This is a genomic window from Parabacteroides sp. merdae-related_45_40, from assembly GCF_001915675.1.
In genome coordinates, this window is the sequence record NZ_MNQY01000130.1 from 33,582 (window position 1) to 53,630 (window position 20,049).

Consider the following 20,049-nt stretch of genomic DNA (forward strand, 5'->3'; position numbering starts at 1 on the left):
TATTAATATAATTGCTATGTTAAAGTTTATACCGGATGCCGAGCATAAATGACTGACCGTGCCATTCTTTCCGTTCGATCACATTCCCATTATGCCGGTCTGAATCCACACTCTCCGTATGCGGTCCTTTCTGAATGTAGCGCAAGAGCGGGATATCCAACAGGTTGGAGGCCTTGCCAAAGATACTGATGCCGTTCTTGAAACTTTTTTCTATCGAAGCATCCAGCTGGGTGTAGCCGTCCTCCCATATATCATCTTCATACCAGTTCGAAATGTCGCTCAGACGTTTTCCCGTATAGCTGGCAGACACCTGGCCCTCCCAGCCGTGTCTGGTCTCTTTGAAAAGCAGGGAGAGATTTGCCACATGGGCCGCCTGTCCGAACAGTGGACGGGACTGGCGCACCGACTTCACTTCCGATCCTTCCATGATACGCTTGTCTGTCGTGACCTTCGAATGTGTATAGGTATAGTTTGCCTTAATACCGAACCAGTTGAAGTATTTCATCACATCGACTTCCATCCCCAGATTCTTGGCGTCACCGAAGTTCATCGGTTTATAATAGGTATCCTGGCCTTCGTTCAACAACCCGTATTCGATCGGGTCCTGGATATTCTTATAGAACAGGCCGACCATAAACTGCTCGGAAGACTTTGGAAAAAATTCATAACGTAAATCGATATTGTCGGCAACCGTATGCTTCAAGTCCGGATTTCCCTTTTCCTTATAATCTTCATTAATGATGCTGTAAGGCACGATCTCGAAAAAGCTCGGACGATTGATGGCACGCGCATACGAGAAACGCAGGTTGGCATTTCGATGGATACCGTATTTGGCATGGAAACTCGGCAATACATCCGTATAGTCCTGGTTCCCTTCCGGATCAACATCACGGGGAAATTTCAGTACATATCCCTGATTCGTATGCTCGACACGCACCCCGGCGATCAATTCCCATTCCTTCAAGGTATACTTCACCATTCCATATCCGGCACCGATCTTTTCCGTTGCATCGTAATTCAGAGGATCCCCTATGTTGCCATAAGGACGGGGGACGAACTGTATCTCGTCAAAATTAAACCAGTCCTTATTGATATATTGCGGATTCTTGGAACCGGTAGCCGAGTTGAACGTATATTCATTAAAGAAACTGTCACGCTTCTTATCCCGGTACATACCTCCGGCCGAGAAATCCAGGACCGCCCCGCCATCCAATTTCAACTTATATGCCAGATCGACATATCCGGCTTTGTCCTTATCCGAGTTATGTTCCCAACGACGTTTGGCTGCATCCGTAGTAGACACGTGGGAACCCAACAGATATATTTCCGCATTATCGGGCGTTTCGCTGAATGCTTTGGACAAGACAGCCGACCAGTTCAACCGCAACGCTCCGCCAGACAGAAACAAATGTTCGCCTTTTAAGGTCGAATTGATGATATACTGGTGGTTCCAACGCATACGGACAGCCCGTTCCTTTTCATCTTCCCCATCGCGCACTTCGGCTTCGCTCATATCCATATAACCGTTATACCAAGTCAGCTTATGGTTGTCGTTCAAGGAGTAATCCAGTTTGGCATGCACACCGATACGTGTCTGTTCCGATGAATAATTACGGTATTCTATCCCATTATGGCTCGTTCCCGGTTGATAATAGAGCCGACTTTCCTTTCCCCGGCTGGTACTCAGAAAACTCCCCGCCAACATGACGCCCAATTTATCATCAAAAAAGCGGTCGCCATACGAAAGTCCGGCAGTCAGGTCCGGCAGCGGTTTCTTCCATTTCATCCGTAGGTTCGAAGTCGTAAAGTCTTCCATCGTCACTTTGTAATCTTCCGGTTTCCCCAACGCTTCGTAAGGAGATTTCTTTACGATACCGCCCCGGTTGAACGATTGGAAGTCACGACCGAAATACATCGCGTTATAACCGGTAGACAAGTTGGCCGTAAATTGGCGTTCGGAAGGAGCATCTTTCATGATCAGATTGACAGCGCCACCAATGCCGTCTCCCTCCATATTCGCCGTCAAGGATTTGGTCACCTCCAGACGGTCCAGCATCTCGGAGGGGAAGATATCCAGCGGCACAAAGCGGTTCTTATTATCGGGACTCGGAATCTTCACACCGTTCACCAACGTATAGTTATACCGTTTGTCCATACCCCGTAAAATGGCATACTGACCTTCTCCGCTACTGTTACGCTCGACCGTCACGCCGGACATACGCTGGATCACATTGGCAACCGTAATATCCGGTGACAGCTCGATCGCTTTCGCACTCATGACGTTGACCACATTCATCGCCTGCTTCTCAATCCCGCGGGCACCGGCTTCGGTACGTCCCGGATTGGTGGCTATGATCGTGACACCTTCCAGGTTCATGGCCGAAGGCTTCATGTTAAACAGTACATCCCGGCCGGACAGCGTGTTTACGTTCTGTTCCTGTGTCTCATAGCTGATATAACTGCAAACCAACGTGATGTTTTTTCCTTCCGGCACATCTTTCAGGACGAATGTCCCGTCCAGCCCGGCTGTCGTTCCCATCGCCGGATTTTCTTTCACATACACAGCAGCACCGATCAGTTCTTCGCCGGTCTGCGCATCCTTAACCCAACCTTTAACTGTCGCAGCGGTCAGATAAGCAGCCGGAGTCAAAGTCAGAAATAAAACGAGTAGTAATTGCTTCATTATTTGTTTTTCTTTTCCGCCGCAAAAGTAGAAGGTGCGGATAACAGCAACACTTCATTCTTTTTACAATTACGTTACAGGCAGAAAACAGAAGGAACAAAAAAGCTACATATTTAAACGATATCGACCGGTTAATCTACAAAAAGTCTTATATTTGCGAGTAAGAATTACACATAATAACACATACTAATATGAAAACAAAGATTTCACTTTTACTTCTTGCCATTCTATGCAACATCTCCGTATTTGCCCAGAGTGACTTCGACAAATATTTCGAAAAGAAAAGTCTCCGGGTGGATTTTGCCTTGAGCGGTAATCTAAAGTCACAATCGGCTGCTATCCAGGGGTTGCGTGAAGAACCGGTATGGGGAGGTCCGGTCAAGAACCTGATCGATAAGTTCAATTACGGAGGTTATTATATTAATGTCTATGACAAAGCTACGAATAAGCTGATTTACTCACGCGGCTTCAATACGTTGTTCGAAGAATGGCGCTCGACAGAACAGGCCAAGACAGAAACACAATCGTGGACAAACAGCGCTTCCGTTCCTTTCCCGAAAGTACCTGTCTATGTCGAGATCACGGCACGCGACAAGGCCGACATGCAATTCCATCCGTTGCTGAAACAAGAGGTCGATCCCAAAAGTATCTTCATCGACCAGGGAAAACTGAAAGCCAATAAAGTGCATCAGATACAGAAAAGCGGCGATTCGACAGAAAAAGTGGACCTTGTTTTTATTGCTGAAGGATACACGGCGGATGAACAGGAGAAATTCGTAGCAGATGCAAACAGGTTTACAGAAGCCTTGTTCGCGACTCCTCCTTTCACGACACGTCGAAACGACTTCAACGTATGGGCTGTCTGCCTGGTATCGGAAGAATCGGGCACGGATGTTTCGGGTAAAGGTATCTTCAAGAACACAGCCCTCAATTCCGGTTATTATACATTCGGGGTAGACCGTTATCTGACAACACCGGATATGAAATCGATCCGCGATGCCGTCTGGAACGTACCATGTGATGCAATATTCCTGCTGATAAACACAGATATGTACGGCGGTGGCGGCATGTACAACTTCTATGCCTGCGGGACAGCCGACAACCCACGGACACCTGTCGTCTTTACACATGAGTTCGGACATAGCTTCGCCGGCCTGGCAGACGAATATTTTTCTTCGGAAGTCGCCTACCAGGATTTCTATAACCTGAAATACGAACCGTGGGAACCGAATATCACAACTTTAGTCGATTTCGGCAGCAAATGGAAAGACTTATTGCCCGCAGACACTCCTATTCCTACCCCACTCGATGCCGGACATAAGGACAAAGCCGGCGTGTTCGAAGGAGGCGGTTACCTGTCGAAAGGCATTTATCGCCCGATGGATCACTGTATGATGCGCGACTACGCCCCATTCTGCCCGGCTTGCTCACGAGCCATTCTTCAGATGGTCGATTTCTTGACAGACAAGTAATAAAATCTATAGGCGCCCAGCAAACCGTAACCCATAGCTTTAGCCTCTGTAAAGCTATGGGTTACGGATGCCAAAGCATAGCTTTATGGTGGTCTTTTCTCGTGTCGAATGTCTTTTCGAACGGGAGTGTTGAAAAACGCCATGATTGATTATCTGTCATCTTTCACCGAGGAGACGAAATGTCTGCTACGGGAAAATTCATTATAAGATATAATTATTTTAACCGTACCGCTTCCCCATATTTGCTAATATCGATCAATTTATAAGTATCTACCTTGATTTTACCGCGAATGAGTTCGGGAATATTGAAAGAGAAGAGAGAACGTTCATAATAGTCCGTCTCTTTCTGAGGCAACAGGAAAGGTTTGCCGGGAACACCATTTGCACCCAGATAACAAATGTAAGGCCGTGTATACAGCCCGTCATCCCGACGACTGCTGAAAACGAACCACCGGCTGTTGCTGCTCCAGGAATGATAGCTTTCGACATCGTTGCTGTTCACTTGGAGAAGGGAATCTGTTTTACCTGTCAACATGTCCAATAGTCGCAAATCCGCATCCTTGTGCCAGATCGAGAAGTTGCCATAATCCGAAACCGTGTACATCAGAAAACGGCCATCGGGAGATACTCTCGGCAGCTTCGCGCTCCGTCCTTCCTCATTAGCGTTGTAAAGCGTATCTATCGTCTGGCCGAAACTCCGTTTTTCCGGATCGAAAGCTATGCTTTGCAGGTTGTAGCGGATTTCCCGATATGACTCAGGCATCCGGCACGCCGGTGCGGAACAGAAATACAACCGTCTGCCATCCGAAGAGAATGCCGGAAAAGTCTCCATATTCTCCTCCGAAGATAAATGGGGAGCTGTTACGATTTCATGTTTCTCCACATCATAGACCACGACATCCGATCGATTGTCGAACACTTCCACCCGGTTCGCATCCGAAAGGTGAAAATCCTGTTTCGTATCATTCGTCGAGAATGCAACATATCGCCCGGACGGATGCCAGGCGGGATAGACCAAAGCGGAAATAGTCCGTTCGGTCTTCGTATCCAGCTTCTCGATATCACCATCCGTCAGTATGTAGGTCCCGGCATGTAGCGCACGTTGGTGGAAAAGCATCCGATCCGGATTCTGCATACAGAAGGAATGGCAGTTCATACAATTATTATTCGTCTGCTTATTGTCGAGAAAGGTTTCTTCCGTAAAATCCTCCAGGCAACGCTGGTAAATCCCCATCCTGTTCCACATCCGGTAGCCTGGTGCGATACGGCGATAGACCAAATAGGGATCGATTTTATCTTTGATTACTTGAATGGAAAAAGGAGGATATCGAAACCATCTGTCATCTTTGCATATATAGATCCCGACCGTAAGGTTCCCTCCAACCGATGCGTCCAACAGCCGGCGCCACTTCTTCTCCGGGATTTGGAAAGAACCGTTATCCGAATCCACCCGTATTTGCTGATCTTTGCCGGAGAATAAGGCGATTGCTTCGCAAGGTTCTTTCAGTTTGAAGTTCAGCGGAGCGATATTACAAGGGACTGCGACCCCTTTATAATCGGGAAAGATTTCTATTTCACCTTCCGTTTCCTCCGCATCGGGCAATCCACCATTGCAAGAGAAAAAGAAAACCGTACAAAGCCACAACAGAGAATATAAATACTTCATAGACTATCCATTCAAATTCTTACAATAATAATAAAACCAAAAAGTGTCTCCATATTGCCGGTAAAGCCAAGGCAGCCCGTCTGCGCCATTTTTGATCTTCAGAATATCTTTCTGGAATTGTTTATAGCGTTGCACTATCTCAGGCCGGATGGAAACCCAGTCAAGGACAGAAAGGTCCTCAGTCGCCAAAACCAATGCCGCCTCCTGAAAATGAACAGGAAGGGACTGTCCCGGCAAAAATCTACCGGCATGGGACAGGAATATCTTGAACTTCTCCATTTCCTTCGCCAGCAGATAGGAACAACCTAAATATTCCCATGCAACCCGGTTTACGCCTGGTTCCGAAAGATGTCCAACCCAAAGGCTGTCGATGCCGGTCAGGCAAAGCAAATTGTCCGGCTGGAAGGCCGGTATTGTCTTCGCGGCAAGCTCTCCATCCTGCCCGATCCTTTCGGGATGACGAACATAGCCGGTATATTTTTCCGCCCAACGCCGATATCCCGGCAACCGGCCGAGTATACCCAGATACTTATCCGCCAAAGCAAAATCTCTCCGTATCAAGCTAATCTTCACCAATCGTTGAAGCATACGAGGGCTTCCTCCCCGCTTGGCAAGTGTCAGGCCTTCCATCGCATATCCTTCCGAAAGGCTGATATCCCCGATCATATAATGGATATCACTCAACAGGCAACTCATATAATAAGTCCGGTCCCAGGAAGCCAGAAGGCTTTGCGGCCCTTTCTGGTCATAATGGAACAACCGGTCGCCCAAAGCGCCCTTTTGAGCCAATGCCATATTCAAATAGTTAAGGCTGACATAATCCGTCACCTCCTTCTCCGGATGTTCGCGGATAATCGTGTCCCAGTCATTCCTTTGCTCCCAAACGGACAACTCGTTCATCCGGTTGTTCCGGACTTCATACGGTCCGGGCAGACAAAATGCGGAAAAGCAAAACAGGACGACCAACAAGCTTCCCGCAACAAATACTTTCACCGAACGCTTTCCTTTGGGAAGAACCTTCATCGTATAAGCCGTTGCAAACAGAATCAGAAGCAAGATGACAAAACGGATCCAGATAAAATAGACATAAGAATCCGGCTGCAACTGAGACTCCTGATACCTTTCCGAATAAATCCCGTCTGTCAACGGAATACCGATAGCCAAACGAATACCGATATAAGCCAACAACACCCCAGCCAAAAACACAAAACCACGACCAGACCGTAAAGTGCCGCCAACTGGCCAGTCAAACCATAGACGAGAAACACACTCACCACACCATAAAACAACTGCACCTTCATTCTCCGTATACGGATAAAAACATAAGAGAATAGCAGAAGCAGGATCAGCCCGACCGTCCCGTCCAACACGTAAAAAGAGCTCGTATGGGCCTTCAGCAATCCTAAAACAGGAAACAGGGCAAGCAACAAATTATATCCGCGCGGTGCGATTTCCTGCAAAAGCAGATAACACAAGAAACCGGCCACACACAAGAAAATACTGTTAACACACAAGACAAACAGGGAAGCAGTATAATATTGAACCAAAGCCTGCCCGACCACCGTACAAAAGCCACCGGGGACAGACAGCATATCCCGGATAACCACCCATTCGGGAATAAACAACTGCACCTCTTCCTGCCGTTGGAACGTGGAAGTCCCGAACGACCAAAAGAAAAACCAAAGTCCGATAAATACGAACAGCCAAAATACAAGCGTCCTCCCAGTCATAATCCCATCGTTTTCGTTAAAAGGAAATGAAATGAAACAAAAGAAGAGAGGAAGTCGCCTTTTGACGACTGTTCCTCTCTCCCCCGGTCTAAAGAGTAAAATTATACTTCGTAGTCTTTCACATTCTACTTACTGCCGTAACCAGGGTTCTGTTTCAGCAGGTTATTAGCACCGATCAGACTGTAGTGGATCGGGAAACGATTCAGGTTCGGATTGTTCGTCGCCTTATGATCCCACCAGTCTTCCGTCACATAGGCATCCCAACGGATCAAGTCCGTACGGCGGCGTCCTTCGGCCAAGAATTCCAATTGCCATTCGTCCAGCATACGGTATTTGTCCAGATTAGCAGCCGTTACCGGATCTGGATCCACTCCGTCTTCGAAATAACGCTTGCGGACTGTATTGATCAGATCGGCAGCCCCCTGTTTGTCACCGGCACGCATCTTGCATTCGGCCAGCATATAATAGATCTCGGCCAAACGGATCACAGGTACGTCCGGATCGCCTTTCCGCTTGAACTCTTCCTGAGTCGGACGCGGACTGCGTTTCGTCACACGTACCCCGGAGTTTTCTTCTGCCGTCGCAACCGTCGAAGGTAACGAAGCCACATCCGGATAAAGCGGATCTTTTCCTACCTTGGCAAAATGAGCGATCTGGTCGACAACCGTGATCACCTCTCCGGCATACTCGCGCGTACCCGTACAAACCCATTCCGGATTCAGCGGATTCACCAATTCGCCAACGATAAACATACCGCGATATTTGCCATTGCCTTCATATACATAAGGTTGCTTACGGATATCCTTATCATTGAACTTCGCGTACGCTCCACCCAGCTTATATGGATAACGCTTACCCGTAGGATCGAGACTCGGCACCAGTCCGAGAGCATTGTCCGAACCGGAACCTTCCAGTCCACCCAGGTAGTTCTTATAGTTGTAAGGAACCATCATACCCCAATACATGGCATCCGTCTCGGTCTTTGCATTCTGGCTGGGTACGGACCAGATCAGCTCAGGACAACGTTCGTTGTCAAATCCGAATATGTTCGTCCAATCCGTTTCCAATGCATACTGTCCGTACTTACCGTCGATAATGTCCTGGCAGATCTGGGCGGCTTCGGTAAACATCTCCTTGCCGATATAAGACTTGGCATTGAAATACAAACGAGCCTGCAAGGCTGCACCGGCTGCACGATGGATCGAACCGGTTTCCATCCCGCCCAGTTCTTCCTTGATCGGAAGATTCGGAACGGCTATTTTCAACAAGGAATCGATGAAGTTAAATGTCTCGACATCCGTCGAACGTCCTTTCACTTCGCTCTGGGTCGTCGTGTACAAAGGCACCCCTCCGAAGAAGTCCAAACCGTCCAAATAGAAGGAAGCCGCCAGCGTACGTTGCTGGTTCAACATGGATTCGCGCGTACCCTCTTCAAAGCCCAATGCATCGAAATCGACATTTTCCAAATCTTCCAATGCATCCCAAGCCAAAGCGACTCCCATCGCAAAGTTGGTCCAGCCCGTCTCGACACGCGTCATGTCTTCCGTATACTCATGATGATGGAATTTCTGATAGACGGCCCCGTCATACCAGTCGCTACCACGCGTAGGCAGACAGAACTCATCCGTCCCCAGTTCCTGCAACAACCAACGCGGACTGTCATGGGCAATGTACCAGCGCCAGTGAGTAAACGGCCGGTTGAAACGTTGCCATACGGCATCTTGTGAGCTATAAAAAGTCTCCGGAACCACCTGCGAATAAAAATCAGGTTCGACACTACAGGAAGTAGTGCACAGCAGGCAGATCACTCCGGATAAAAACAATTGGAATATATTTTTCTTTTTCATCTTACAATCTTGTATTAGAAGTTAAACTGCATACCTAATGTCCAAGTACGGACGACCGGATAAAAATCGCTCCAGAACTTTTCCGTTCCTTTATCCCAGCCCGTGATATCCACCTCCGGGTTCATGCCGCTATAGCCGGTGATCGTGCAAACGTTACCCACCGTACCATAAATACGAATCCGGTCGATCAGGTTGTTCGTGTACTTCTTCATCGGAAGCGTATAACCCAGCGTGATCGCATCGATTTTCAGGAATGTACCGTCTTCCAGGAAATAGTCGCAAATCTGCTTTTCGCCCTTGATGTGGTTGAACTTGCCGTAAGCGTCTTTCAAAACATTCAGGTTGCCCTGTCCCTGGATGCCGTAATACATATTGATCGTATTATACACGTCGAAATCGATCCAGCTACGCAGGTTGATGCCTAAATCGAAGTTCTTATAAGTCAAGGTATGGCTCCACCCGATAATCAGTTTCGGAGTATAGTTGCCTATATACTGTTTGTCGTTCTCCGTTTTCTGTGCAGCCGGGATCACCTCGCCATCCTTGTTATACAGCAAGAAACTGCCCTCGTCATCGAACCCTGCGAACTTCCACATATAGAAAGAACCGATTGTCGAACCGGCTTCCATACGGGCTGCATCGCCCGGAGTTCCCGGAGCCACGAAACCATTACCGTTATGATAGGAGTTGTCACCCTCCAACGTCAGGATCTTTCCGGTATTATGGCTCAGGTTCATGCTGGAAGACCAAGTGAAGTCTTTTGTACGAATAATGTCGCCACCGACTTCGAACTCCCAACCTTTACTTTCCATACTACCGATATTCTGCATCTGGCTGCCCTGCGTATAAGGTGGTTGCGGGACCTTCACACTGAACAGAAGGTTATCCACCTCACGCCGATAGTAGTCGAACTTACCATACAAGCGTCCTTCAAAGAAAGAGTAATCGACACCCAAGTTCCACTCCTTCTTTTCTTCCCATCCCAAATTAGGATTGACATTTTGCGATTTACCGTATGAGTACGCCCATGTTCCGTTCGGCATCATCCAGTTCGTGTCCGAGCCTAACATATTGGCCATATAAGTCGCACTAAAGTCATTATTACCGGTCACACCGTAACCGAAACGGATCTTCAAGTCGTCCAGCCAGTCAAAGTCTTTCATGAACTCTTCGTTCGAGATACGCCATCCTGCCGTTGCAGACCAGAAGTTCGCCCAACGGTTGTCGGCCGCAAACTTGGAAGAGCCCTCATGCCGGATAGATGCGGAAAGCATATATTTATCCTGGTAGGAATAATTGGCACGGGCAAAGAAAGAGAACAGACGTTCCGTAACCGATTTGCCGGAGCTCATGCCGGCCTTGCCATCCGTCAGGTAGCTGCCCTGGCCTATATCCCAGTACTTGATGCCATCGACCGAGAAATTATAGTTGTCCATACCGAAGTTTTCCCCGTTGACCTCAAAATAAGAATAACCGGCCGTTGCATTCAGATTATGTCCTCCTTTAAAGTCTTTTACATAGGAGAAATATCCTTCCGAAGTCAGGTTTTCCGTCTTGCTGAAAGCCAGGTGGGCATGCCCCTTACGCGAATTGTCAATTTCGCTTCGGTGTGTGCTGGGCCAATATTGGTGCAATTCCCATTGACGGTTTTCATACCCGACAACCTGCTGGTAATTCAAACCCGGAATAGGCTTGATATTCAACTTCAGGTTTACTTCCGGCTTGAACCATTTATCCAATCCGTAGTAATCTTCCAGCATGGCATCCGCAACGACGTTATAGTCCAACGATTCGTTGATCCATACGTTATAGCCTGTTTCGCTATCCGGATCGTACGGCGAGCGGGTCGGGTTGTTACGCATGGCTTGCTGGAAATTCGGATAGTGGTTGTTACGGGCAGCCTGGCGATAATCCACGGCCGGACGGACTTCCAGCCAATCATCGAACAACTTGAAAGATGCGTTCACACGTCCGCCATAATCCTGACGTTCGTCCTGCAACGCGATACCCTGGTTCTTTTCATAGAAGAAAGAAGTATAAACCTGTGCCTTTTCCGTACCCATTTCCAATGCAAGATGGTGTTTTTGGGAGAAGTTGCCCTTATTAATCAACTCATCCCACCAGTTTGTATCGGAACCGTAATCCGTACCGATATTATGTTCGGCATATTCACGGCCGGACAACATTTCGGGAGCATTGTAGTTTTGTTTTTTCGTAAACTCGTTGCTGTACGTGAGTCTCACTTTCCCGTTCGTATCCGAGCCGCTCTTGGTCGTAATCAGGATCACACCGGCGGCTGCACGTGTTCCGTAGATAGCACCGGCAGAAGCATCTTTCAACACATCGATAGACTTGATATCATCCTGCGTCAACGAACGGATATCGCCACCAGGAAAACCATCTATCACGATAAGAGGAGCCTTTCCTGAATTGATGGAAGTCATACCGCGAAGCTGGAATGTCGTACCGGAATTGGCACTTCCCAAGTTGTTCATCACCAAACCGCCGATCTTGCCTTGCAAGGACGCCGAGATATCCGCCCCGCTCACACCGACCATCAGGTCATCGGCCTTCAACGAGGTGATGGCGCTGGTCACCTGCTTCTTGTCCAAAGAACCATAGCCGATCACCACAACTTCTTCCAATGCTTTGGCATCTTCAACCAGCTTCACATGGATGGTTGCCTGGTTGCTGACCTTCACTTCCTGAGTTGTATAACCGATAAAGGAAATCACTAAAGTCGAGTTGTTGGGAACATTCTGCAAAACGACCTTTCCGTCCATATCCGAGATATTTCCGTTCGTAGTTCCTTTCACAACAACATTAGCTCCCGCTACCGGTCCCATTTCATCCTGAACCATAATCGTCACGGTCTTTCCTACTTGATCAGGCACTGCATTCTCTATCCGATCCGAGGTTAACAATTCAACATTCTCACCAGCCGCAAATACTCCTGTCGTCAGACAAAAGAGCAGTCCGCAAGTGACTTTCGATACTCGAGATATTGAACCTTTCCTTCTTAGAGGATGGCCACAATTCTGTTTTTGTTGCATTTTCTGTATTATTATAAAAAGGTTAATAATAAATCGATCTAAGCCTGAGGCTTATCACACTCTAAACAAGACTTAAAGTCTTTCTGTCAGTTTTCTCTATTCCTATCTCATAGGCCTATATATTTAAGTTGTCCATATAAACTATTTTTAATTAATACAGGCAGTTAAAATGACTATAGTCTTAATAGAACTACGGTATTTGTTTTCGGATTTTATGATATGGTTTGAATATTAACAGAAGCGGATATAGGTCTTACTTTTCATCCCCTCAAACGAAGTTTTTCAAATAAATAAGTATATCTGCAGTAGTACATTATAAGCAGTTTGAGAACTTTCCAATGTCTCTTCCTTTGAAACTTTTTGGAAATCAATCTTTTTATTTGGATATTTTTGTTTAATTTTACGCCCAACTGAATGGTATTGTTAAAACATATCCGAGGTAAGAGTTTGGTAATGTGTTTTTAATGAATTTTCAATTACAATACACGGTAGGTTTGTAAAAATACCGTAGTTCTATTAAGACTGTAGTTCTTTTCTTTCCAACAAGAAGTTTCCCCGATTGATTTTTTATAAAGGGATGAAAAGGCTTTTCTGTACTTCTGCCAGCACAAGTATTCTGATAAATCAAAATAACACCCCGTCTCTATCTTACCGGACATTTTATTACCGATCAAACAATTAGGCTGACACTTCAATATAGCAAGTCCGCCCTTACAGACTCTCCCGCAAGGTAAATCAAGCTACATTTGCATGTATTCCCTGCTCCATAGGCATATGTTCCAGGTTTCATAAGCATGTATTCGAGCATACATAGGCACATACAGACAGAAAGATAAGGACCTTTTACGACAAAAGTGCCGACCTTCATGCAAGAAAGTCGGCACTTTTATAAGATCCGGTCCCCTATTTTGAGAAAAAACATTGCCGGAAACGTTCTATTTTGTCTGGAAGCATCCGTCGGACGGACGGTTCCGGATAATCATTTTGCCTGCTATCCTCGACTATTTCTATCACGGCCGGCAGACATAAGCTGATCGGCATCCTTTCAGCAGACAAAAAGATTCATATGACTCCATTCCGGTGGCAGAACGGAAATCCTTATCTCCGCGAGAATACGATAAACACAGCCGTCCGATCCTTATCCCGGCTACAGCCAATAGAAACCGGAGCCTGTTTGACGTTTTGTCATTTTGACAAAGATCATTCCATCGGAACTTCCATCAAAAGTACGGTCGCATGTTTCAATACCTCTATGGCAATGCTGTCGGTGTCCCAGAAACCGGCGCCGTCACGTTTGGAAAGGACTGTGTTGGCAACCTCCACTTCGCCTTCGATCACGAACAGGTAAACGCCGTTCTTCTTGCCATGCAGTTTGTATTCCTTCACCAGTCCCGCATCCAACGTACCCATCGAGAACCAGGCATCCTGGTTGATGGAAGCCGGGGCGGAGCCGTCCGGCGCAATCATCACTCCCAACTCATTCTTCTTCAAAACGGGGCGGATATCATAGCTTTTATAATGAGGTGCTGTATTCTCCTCGCGCGGGAACACCCAGATCTGGAGGAAATCCAGCTGCTCTTCACCGCTATCATTGAACTCGCTATGGAAAATCCCCGTACCTGCACTCATCACTTGGATATCGCCCGGAGTAATCACTTCGCTGTTCCGGATACTGTCGCCGTGACGCAAATATCCTTTCAACGGAATAGAGATGACTTCCATATTCTTGTGTGGATGTGTATCGAACCCTTCCCCCGGAGCGACAGAGTCGTCATTCAGGACCCGAAGCATGCCAAAATGTACTCGCTTCGGGTTGTAGTAATTGGCAAAACCAAAAGTGTGATGGGTCTTCAGCCATCCATGATTTGCATACCCGCGAGTATTGGCTTTATCCACTACTGTTTTCATAAATAATCCTCCTTTGTTAATTTCATCCATATAACACTCCGGATTATGGAAAAGTTGCTGATACGGGCTGGCACCGATGTCCGGATATTCTTGGCTTCCCCATACACGAAAGAGAGAAAATAGGCAAAAACATAATTTTCTTTAGTCTCGACAATACATGATACAAGAGAATTGAGTACTTTTGTACCCTAATAAAATCATCCCGTAAATATAAACACTATGGCAGTTTACTTAAACGATGTATCAAGAACATTCGGCGAATACTTGCTTATTCCAGGTTTAACAACCAAACAATGTGTGCCAACCAACGTTTCGCTGAAAACTCCGCTTGTGAAACACAAAGTGGGCGAAAAGCCTGCGATCGAACTAAACATTCCTTTTGTTTCAGCGATCATGCAATCCGTGTCCGGTCCCAAGTTGGCCATCGAACTGGCCCGCAACGGAGGACTGTCTTTCATCTTCGGTTCACAACCTATCGACAGCCAAGCCGAAATGGTCCGGAAAGTAAAGAAGTTCAAAGCCGGTTTTGTAATCAGCGACTCCAATCTGACGCCTGAAAATACGTTGGCAGATGTAATCGCTCTGGTACAGCGCACCGAACACTCTACGATCGGTGTGACGGACGACGGTACTCCTAACGGTAAATTGCTGGGTATGGTGACCAGTCGCGACTATCGTGCCGAAAAGGATTCTCCCGACAAGAAGGTGAAAGAATTCATGACTCCGTTCTCCAAACTGATCGTCGGCGAACTGGGCATGACATTGAGTGAAGCCAACCAAATCATCTGGGATCACAAACTGAACACGTTGCCGATCATCGACAAGGAACAGAACTTGCAATATTTCGTCTTCCGCAAAGACTACGACAGCCACCGCGACAATCCGAAAGAGTTGTCCGGCAGCGATAAGAAACTGCTCGTAGGCGCGGGGATCAACACACGCGACTATATGGAACGTGTTCCTGCGCTGGTTGAAGCGGGTGTCGACGTATTGTGTATCGACTCGTCCGACGGCTATTCCGAATGGCAGCAGGCAACACTGCAATGGATCAAGAAAACGTATGGTGACAAAGTGCTGGTCGGTGCCGGAAATGTTGTCGATAAGGAAGGTTTCGACTACCTGGTCGAAGCCGGAGCCGATTTCATCAAGGTGGGTATCGGTGGCGGTTCCATCTGTATCACCCGTGAACAGAAAGGTATCGGCCGCGGACAGGCTACCGCATTGATCGACGTGGCACAGGCACGCGACGAATATATGAAAAAGACAGGTATCTATGTGCCCATTTGCAGCGACGGCGGTCTGGTGCATGACTATCACATGGTTCTTGCTTTGGCGATGGGTGCGGACTTCCTGATGATGGGACGTTATTTCGCCCGCTTCGACGAATCTCCGACGAAGAAGATGAAAATCGGTAACAATTTCGTAAAGGAATACTGGGGCGAAGGTTCGAACCGCGCCAAGAACTGGCAGCGTTACGACATGGGCGGCAGCGAAGCACTTAAGTTCGAAGAAGGTGTCGACAGCTATGTGCCATACGCTGGAAAGATGAAAGACAACCTCAACCTCACATTGGGCAAAATAATCGCCACGATGTGCAGCTGCGGAGCTATCACCATTCCCGATTTGCAGAAGAACGCCAAAATCACATTGGTTTCCTCAACCAGTATCGTGGAAGGCGGAGCGCATGACGTGATCTTGAAGGAACAGAACTAAGAGACAGACTATTCATAAAAAAAGAGTATCCGGGAAAGTCGGATACTCTTTTTTATTTAGGTTTACTTACAGATACAACTTACTTGAATATAGAGCTTAATACCTCCCCTGTCCAAGGTAAAGGTTTCTCCACATCAAACAAACGGAGGATCGTAGCTGCCGTATTCACAGTATTATTGGGTTCCGTGATCTTGAACCCTTTGCGTATTCCGGGACCGGTGATCCCCCAGGGAACAATCATCTCATTCGTGCTGACTCCGCCATGTCCGTATTCAATACCTCCGTGATCCGTCAGGAACATAAAATGAGTGTCTTTATACAAGCCGTCCCGTTTCATCTTTTCAAGAAATTTCCCGATCTCGACATCCGCTTCTTCAATAGACTTGATATATTCCGGAGACATCCATTTATGTTTATGCCCGGCATGATCGGTATGCACGGAATAAAGGAATACCAAAGTGGGATTACCTTCATTAGCCTTCAGAAAAGAAAATGCCTTTTCATAATTCGGGACATAAGCATCCTGTTCCAAATAGCTGACTTCATCCAAATACTTCTTGTTATACGGATAGAACAGATTTATCCAGTTATAATAAAAAGCCGTCTTCATCTGCGGAACTGCATCCTTAAGGATTTTAAATACCGATGGATAATAACCATCACTGTCCGTATGGATGGCAGGCAGCTTGAATTTGGATATTTCCCAACTGTTGTCAACAACTCCATGCTGTTCCGGACCACTTCCCGTCAAATGGCTTGTCCAATTGGGCAAAGTCACCGAAGGCATAACCACCCGCGTATCAAGCGAAAGGGAACCATCAGCCAGCAAGGCTTCCAAATTCGGAGTTCTTGCTTTCAGAAATCCTTCCACACAGATACCATCGAGAGATATCAGGACTACACGCTTGGCTTTCGCTTTGCCAACCCCATCCGTCATAGCAGCAGCAGAAACGGGAAGAGATGCCGAACCTAAAGCCAACGCACCTGCAAGCCCTTGCTTGAAAAATGTTCTTCTTGAATTTTTCATGATAATTTTATTATACGATTTTCCCCTGAAGCAAGTCTGAAATTCTTCAACCGCTTCTCTTTATCTCCAATAACCAACTTGTCCAACTGTAAAGAACCTTTCAGGACTTCGATCGTAGCAGTATCATCTGTAACGGTACAAGTACCCCAGGCATAACCGTTGCTCCAGAAATAACATCCCGGCCGGTCCGTGAAATGCATCCGTCGATCCACTCCTGAATATTGGAAATCGCTCAACGCGATTACTGCTGCCCAACTTGCCATCGAACGGGCATAGTGATGTCCGCACTCCGCCTCGCTGAACGGATTCCGCTTCGCCCCGTCATGACGGTCACGAATCGCACGGATGCAAGTCAAGGCCTCCTTTTCCATACTTTCGTATATCATGCCGACAGCGGCACAATATTCGAAACCGGTCATCACTTCGGCAAAGTAAGGGAAAGGGACTTCCAGTCGTCCTTTCGGCCAGGAGGCCATCAGCAGACCGGACTCATCTCCCATCACATACGAACGCATATTATTAAAGTAACGGCTGAAATCCTTCACATAATTATATTTCATGATACTTCCCAATGTCGTACGGATATGCTCCTTATCTCCCAGATATCCCAAACCGCATATATGGGCCATATACTGTCCGACCAACTGATCGACCAGGCAACCTTTTCCCAATTGAAACGGCGGAACCTTCACGTCCGGATTCCGCATATCCAGATATTCAAATGTTTCGGGATCGGTTATCTTATGTTCATAATATTCCCCGTTAAACAGATTGGCATCCATCCAGATGCTTCCCTGCCGGAACAAAGTATTGCATTTCTTGGCAAACGTCTTATCCTTCATGGCTAAAGCCATTTTCTCAGCCGCCTTTAAGGCTCCCATATACCAGAAGCCCATTTGAGGATTCGGACCGAAATAGTTCACATCCATCGTGTTATGCTGCGAACCTTCCATGATGCCGTCCTGATTGCCATCCCAACCTTTGTCGGTCCAGGCATAAGCAAGCACTTTCTTTACTTGCCCCCAATTCTTTTGCAGGAACTCATCGTCTCCCGACAACTGCCAATCCCGGTAAATCTTCATGACACATCCCATCTGGCCGTCCGCCGCAGCCGAATTACCTTTCGCTGCTTCCGATAAAGGCAAGGAAGCCCGGAAATTCATCAGCCCGTTTTCTTTCGTCGCATAGTTGAATTCCACATCACGCATCGTCTTTGCCAATTCACCGAAAAGAAACGGTGTCGCCACCTCGTAGTTCCAAACATGCGTGCAGCTGCCGGCACAAGAACCGAAACGATCCATCACGCCTTCCCATCCCATCAAATGTCCGCTAGGTAAACGAAAGACCGTTTGCGAACGCAATGTTGCCAGATTAAACAAAGCAGCCTCTTTGACAACATCAGGATAAGTCGATTTCAGGAAGGCATGCACAAAAGAGAGCGTCTGCCTTTCCATTTCCGGAATCTGAGGTACGATTGCCTCGGCCGCTTCCCAGGCATCCGGGAACCGAGTGCTGTAATAGTTCCCGACAATTGTTTCCGACCAAGCTTTCCGGTTCGGGAAATTCCAAGTCAGGTAGAAAGTAAACGTTTCCGTACTGCCAGGTCCCACTGTCTTCTTTACCGCCAGCGAAGCCATCGGGTCTTCATCCTCCTGTCTGTCCCGCTCCGTCAGTTCGCCATCAGCACTAAAATCATCCCAAAAGTTAAGAATACCATTATTCCAATTATCCGCCCGCGAAGAAGTCCGGTAGGTGACCCCTTCTACTGCCTGAGTGGTCAAGGCCACCGTTCCATAAGCCGGATCATTCTTATCTACCCCGTCCGAATATAGGTAGAGGCCTTGCAAGCCGTTCTTTTTACGAAACTGGTTTTTATTGTCTTTCGCGCCTGTCGGAATGTAATCTCCTTTCCAGTCAGTCCTGAACTTACTGCCGTCCTTCCCGATAAAATTGCGCATCGAACCACAAACGGCTACCTCCAAAGGACGGTCGGTCGTATTTGTCACCTCATAAGCCAACACGGCAATCGGCATGCCACTGGCATCTGCGTCTCCCGGTACCAACGGATTGAATCCTTTGACCGTCACTTTCACCGGCAATTGCCGGTCGGAAAGATGCACTTGTCCGAACGGATAAGCCGCCTCGAAAGTAGCATCGGCAAAACGCGGCATACCGTGATGGTTCACCGGCCGCCCCTCATAATGCAAATACTCCTGCGGATATAAAGGGCCTGCAAGCAGGGTAGTCATAGCCTCTCCCGTCTGCGGTTTTGCATAAATTGCAAAAAAAGGTGCATTATTGCCGGTCGTCACCGTACTATATTTCTTACCAGGGACATTCATAATCTCCCAATCCCGCAACTCTCCCCGGCCTCCCAAAGAGACCGTTCCAGTCCCGATTCCTCCCAAAGGCAATGCCACCTGGTAAAGATGTTCCCGGTCATATTGTTTCAAAACCGGCCATGTTTGCGGCTTCCATTCTTGGGAAAAGACGGCTCCGGAAACAAACATACAAATCGTTAACAGCTTTAATCTATTCATAACTCCAAAATTAGTTCAAGGCATACAATGCTCAAAGGGCTAATATACTTAAATATTATCCATTTCGGCCTTTTTTAACGGAAAAGATATCCGATATACCCATTATTACATCGGAGAGTTATAATCTTGAAAGGTTCAAAAGCTTGCCAAAGAGGATAAGCTATGTTAGCAAAACAAACAACAACCCTTATTGGGACGTTTTACTGTTTGGATTGAAACCCCAAGCAATCCGTGTCTGACATTTTTCTCTTTTATACCCAAATTAATAAGCAACCAGCAAAACGAGCACGGCAGGAAATCGAAAAACAAAATCCCTTTATGCTCAAAAAACAGAATAACCTGACATTGTGGAAAAGCTGAACTCCCGGAGAATTGCCTATAGTAAACGAATGTGTTTTGTTGTTAATGAA

9 protein-coding genes and 1 pseudogene are annotated in these 20,049 nt (G+C 47.1%); 2 read left to right on the plus strand and 8 right to left on the minus strand.

What is annotated here, in order from left to right; all coding sequences use genetic code 11:
* Window positions 1–19: 19 nt before the first annotated feature.
* Window positions 20–2,683 (minus strand): TonB-dependent receptor, encoded by a 2,664-nt coding sequence (locus BHV83_RS18325; RefSeq protein WP_122298137.1) that lies wholly within the window; start codon window positions 2,681–2,683, stop codon window positions 20–22.
* Between the two features lie 191 nt (window positions 2,684–2,874).
* Between BHV83_RS18325 and BHV83_RS18330 the strand changes: the two genes are divergently transcribed.
* Complete coding sequence (locus BHV83_RS18330; protein ID WP_286757874.1) at window positions 2,875–4,155, plus strand: M64 family metallopeptidase; 1,281 nt, start codon at window positions 2,875–2,877, stop codon at window positions 4,153–4,155.
* A 214-nt stretch (window positions 4,156–4,369) separates the two neighbouring features.
* Here the strand turns inward: BHV83_RS18330 and BHV83_RS18335 are convergent, their stop codons facing one another.
* The 5 genes and pseudogenes from BHV83_RS18335 to BHV83_RS18360 form a co-directional block, all read right to left on the minus strand.
* Window positions 4,370–5,821 (minus strand): TolB family protein, encoded by a 1,452-nt coding sequence (locus BHV83_RS18335; RefSeq protein ID WP_005646467.1) that lies wholly within the window; start codon window positions 5,819–5,821, stop codon window positions 4,370–4,372.
* Between the two features lie 3 nt (window positions 5,822–5,824).
* Window positions 5,825–7,551: pseudogene (locus BHV83_RS18340) on the minus strand (DUF6057 family protein).
* 125 nt (window positions 7,552–7,676) lie between these two features.
* Window positions 7,677–9,398 carry a RagB/SusD family nutrient uptake outer membrane protein gene (locus tag BHV83_RS18350; RefSeq protein ID WP_122205788.1) on the minus strand — a complete coding sequence of 574 codons (1,722 nt, stop codon included), beginning with the start codon at window positions 9,396–9,398 and terminating at the stop codon, window positions 7,677–7,679.
* Window positions 9,399–9,412: 14 nt separating this feature from the next.
* Entirely contained in the window at window positions 9,413–12,451 is a 3,039-nt protein-coding gene (locus BHV83_RS18355) for a SusC/RagA family TonB-linked outer membrane protein (protein ID WP_005636258.1), read from the minus strand.
* Between the two features lie 1,200 nt (window positions 12,452–13,651).
* Window positions 13,652–14,359, minus strand: coding sequence for a pirin family protein (locus BHV83_RS18360; protein WP_286757877.1), 708 nt, complete (start codon window positions 14,357–14,359; stop codon window positions 13,652–13,654).
* Window positions 14,360–14,578: 219 nt separating this feature from the next.
* Between BHV83_RS18360 and BHV83_RS18365 the strand changes: the two genes are divergently transcribed.
* The gene (locus BHV83_RS18365) at window positions 14,579–16,072 is read left to right on the plus strand and encodes an IMP dehydrogenase (RefSeq protein WP_005646461.1); all 1,494 of its coding nucleotides are present in this window, start codon (window positions 14,579–14,581) and stop codon (window positions 16,070–16,072) included.
* Between the two features lie 79 nt (window positions 16,073–16,151).
* Here BHV83_RS18365 and BHV83_RS18370 read toward each other — a convergent pair whose 3' ends face one another.
* Window positions 16,152–17,099 (minus strand): alkaline phosphatase family protein, encoded by a 948-nt coding sequence (locus BHV83_RS18370; RefSeq protein WP_005636246.1) that lies wholly within the window; start codon window positions 17,097–17,099, stop codon window positions 16,152–16,154.
* Window positions 17,096–19,639 carry a GH116 family glycosyl-hydrolase gene (locus BHV83_RS18375; protein ID WP_046452156.1) on the minus strand — a complete coding sequence of 848 codons (2,544 nt, stop codon included), beginning with the start codon at window positions 19,637–19,639 and terminating at the stop codon, window positions 17,096–17,098. The genes BHV83_RS18370 and BHV83_RS18375 overlap by 4 nt, the downstream gene beginning before the upstream one ends.
* Window positions 19,640–20,049: the final 410 nt, after the last annotated feature.

Excerpts from the sequence above, each read along its gene's own strand:
- BHV83_RS18355 (WP_005636258.1), bottom strand. The coding sequence starts at position 12,451 with ATGCAACAAAAACAGAATTGTGGCCATCCTCTAAGAAGGAAAGGTTCA.
- BHV83_RS18330 (WP_286757874.1), top strand. The coding sequence starts at position 2,875 with ATGAAAACAAAGATTTCACTTTTACTTCTTGCCATTCTATGCAACATC.
- BHV83_RS18365 (WP_005646461.1), top strand. The coding sequence starts at position 14,579 with ATGGCAGTTTACTTAAACGATGTATCAAGAACATTCGGCGAATACTTG.
- BHV83_RS18370 (WP_005636246.1), bottom strand. The coding sequence starts at position 17,099 with ATGAAAAATTCAAGAAGAACATTTTTCAAGCAAGGGCTTGCAGGTGCG.
- BHV83_RS18325 (WP_122298137.1), bottom strand. The coding sequence starts at position 2,683 with ATGAAGCAATTACTACTCGTTTTATTTCTGACTTTGACTCCGGCTGCT.
- BHV83_RS18335 (WP_005646467.1), bottom strand. The coding sequence starts at position 5,821 with ATGAAGTATTTATATTCTCTGTTGTGGCTTTGTACGGTTTTCTTTTTC.
- BHV83_RS18375 (WP_046452156.1), bottom strand. The coding sequence starts at position 19,639 with ATGAATAGATTAAAGCTGTTAACGATTTGTATGTTTGTTTCCGGAGCC.
- BHV83_RS18360 (WP_286757877.1), bottom strand. The coding sequence starts at position 14,359 with ATGAAAACAGTAGTGGATAAAGCCAATACTCGCGGGTATGCAAATCAT.
- BHV83_RS18350 (WP_122205788.1), bottom strand. The coding sequence starts at position 9,398 with ATGAAAAAGAAAAATATATTCCAATTGTTTTTATCCGGAGTGATCTGC.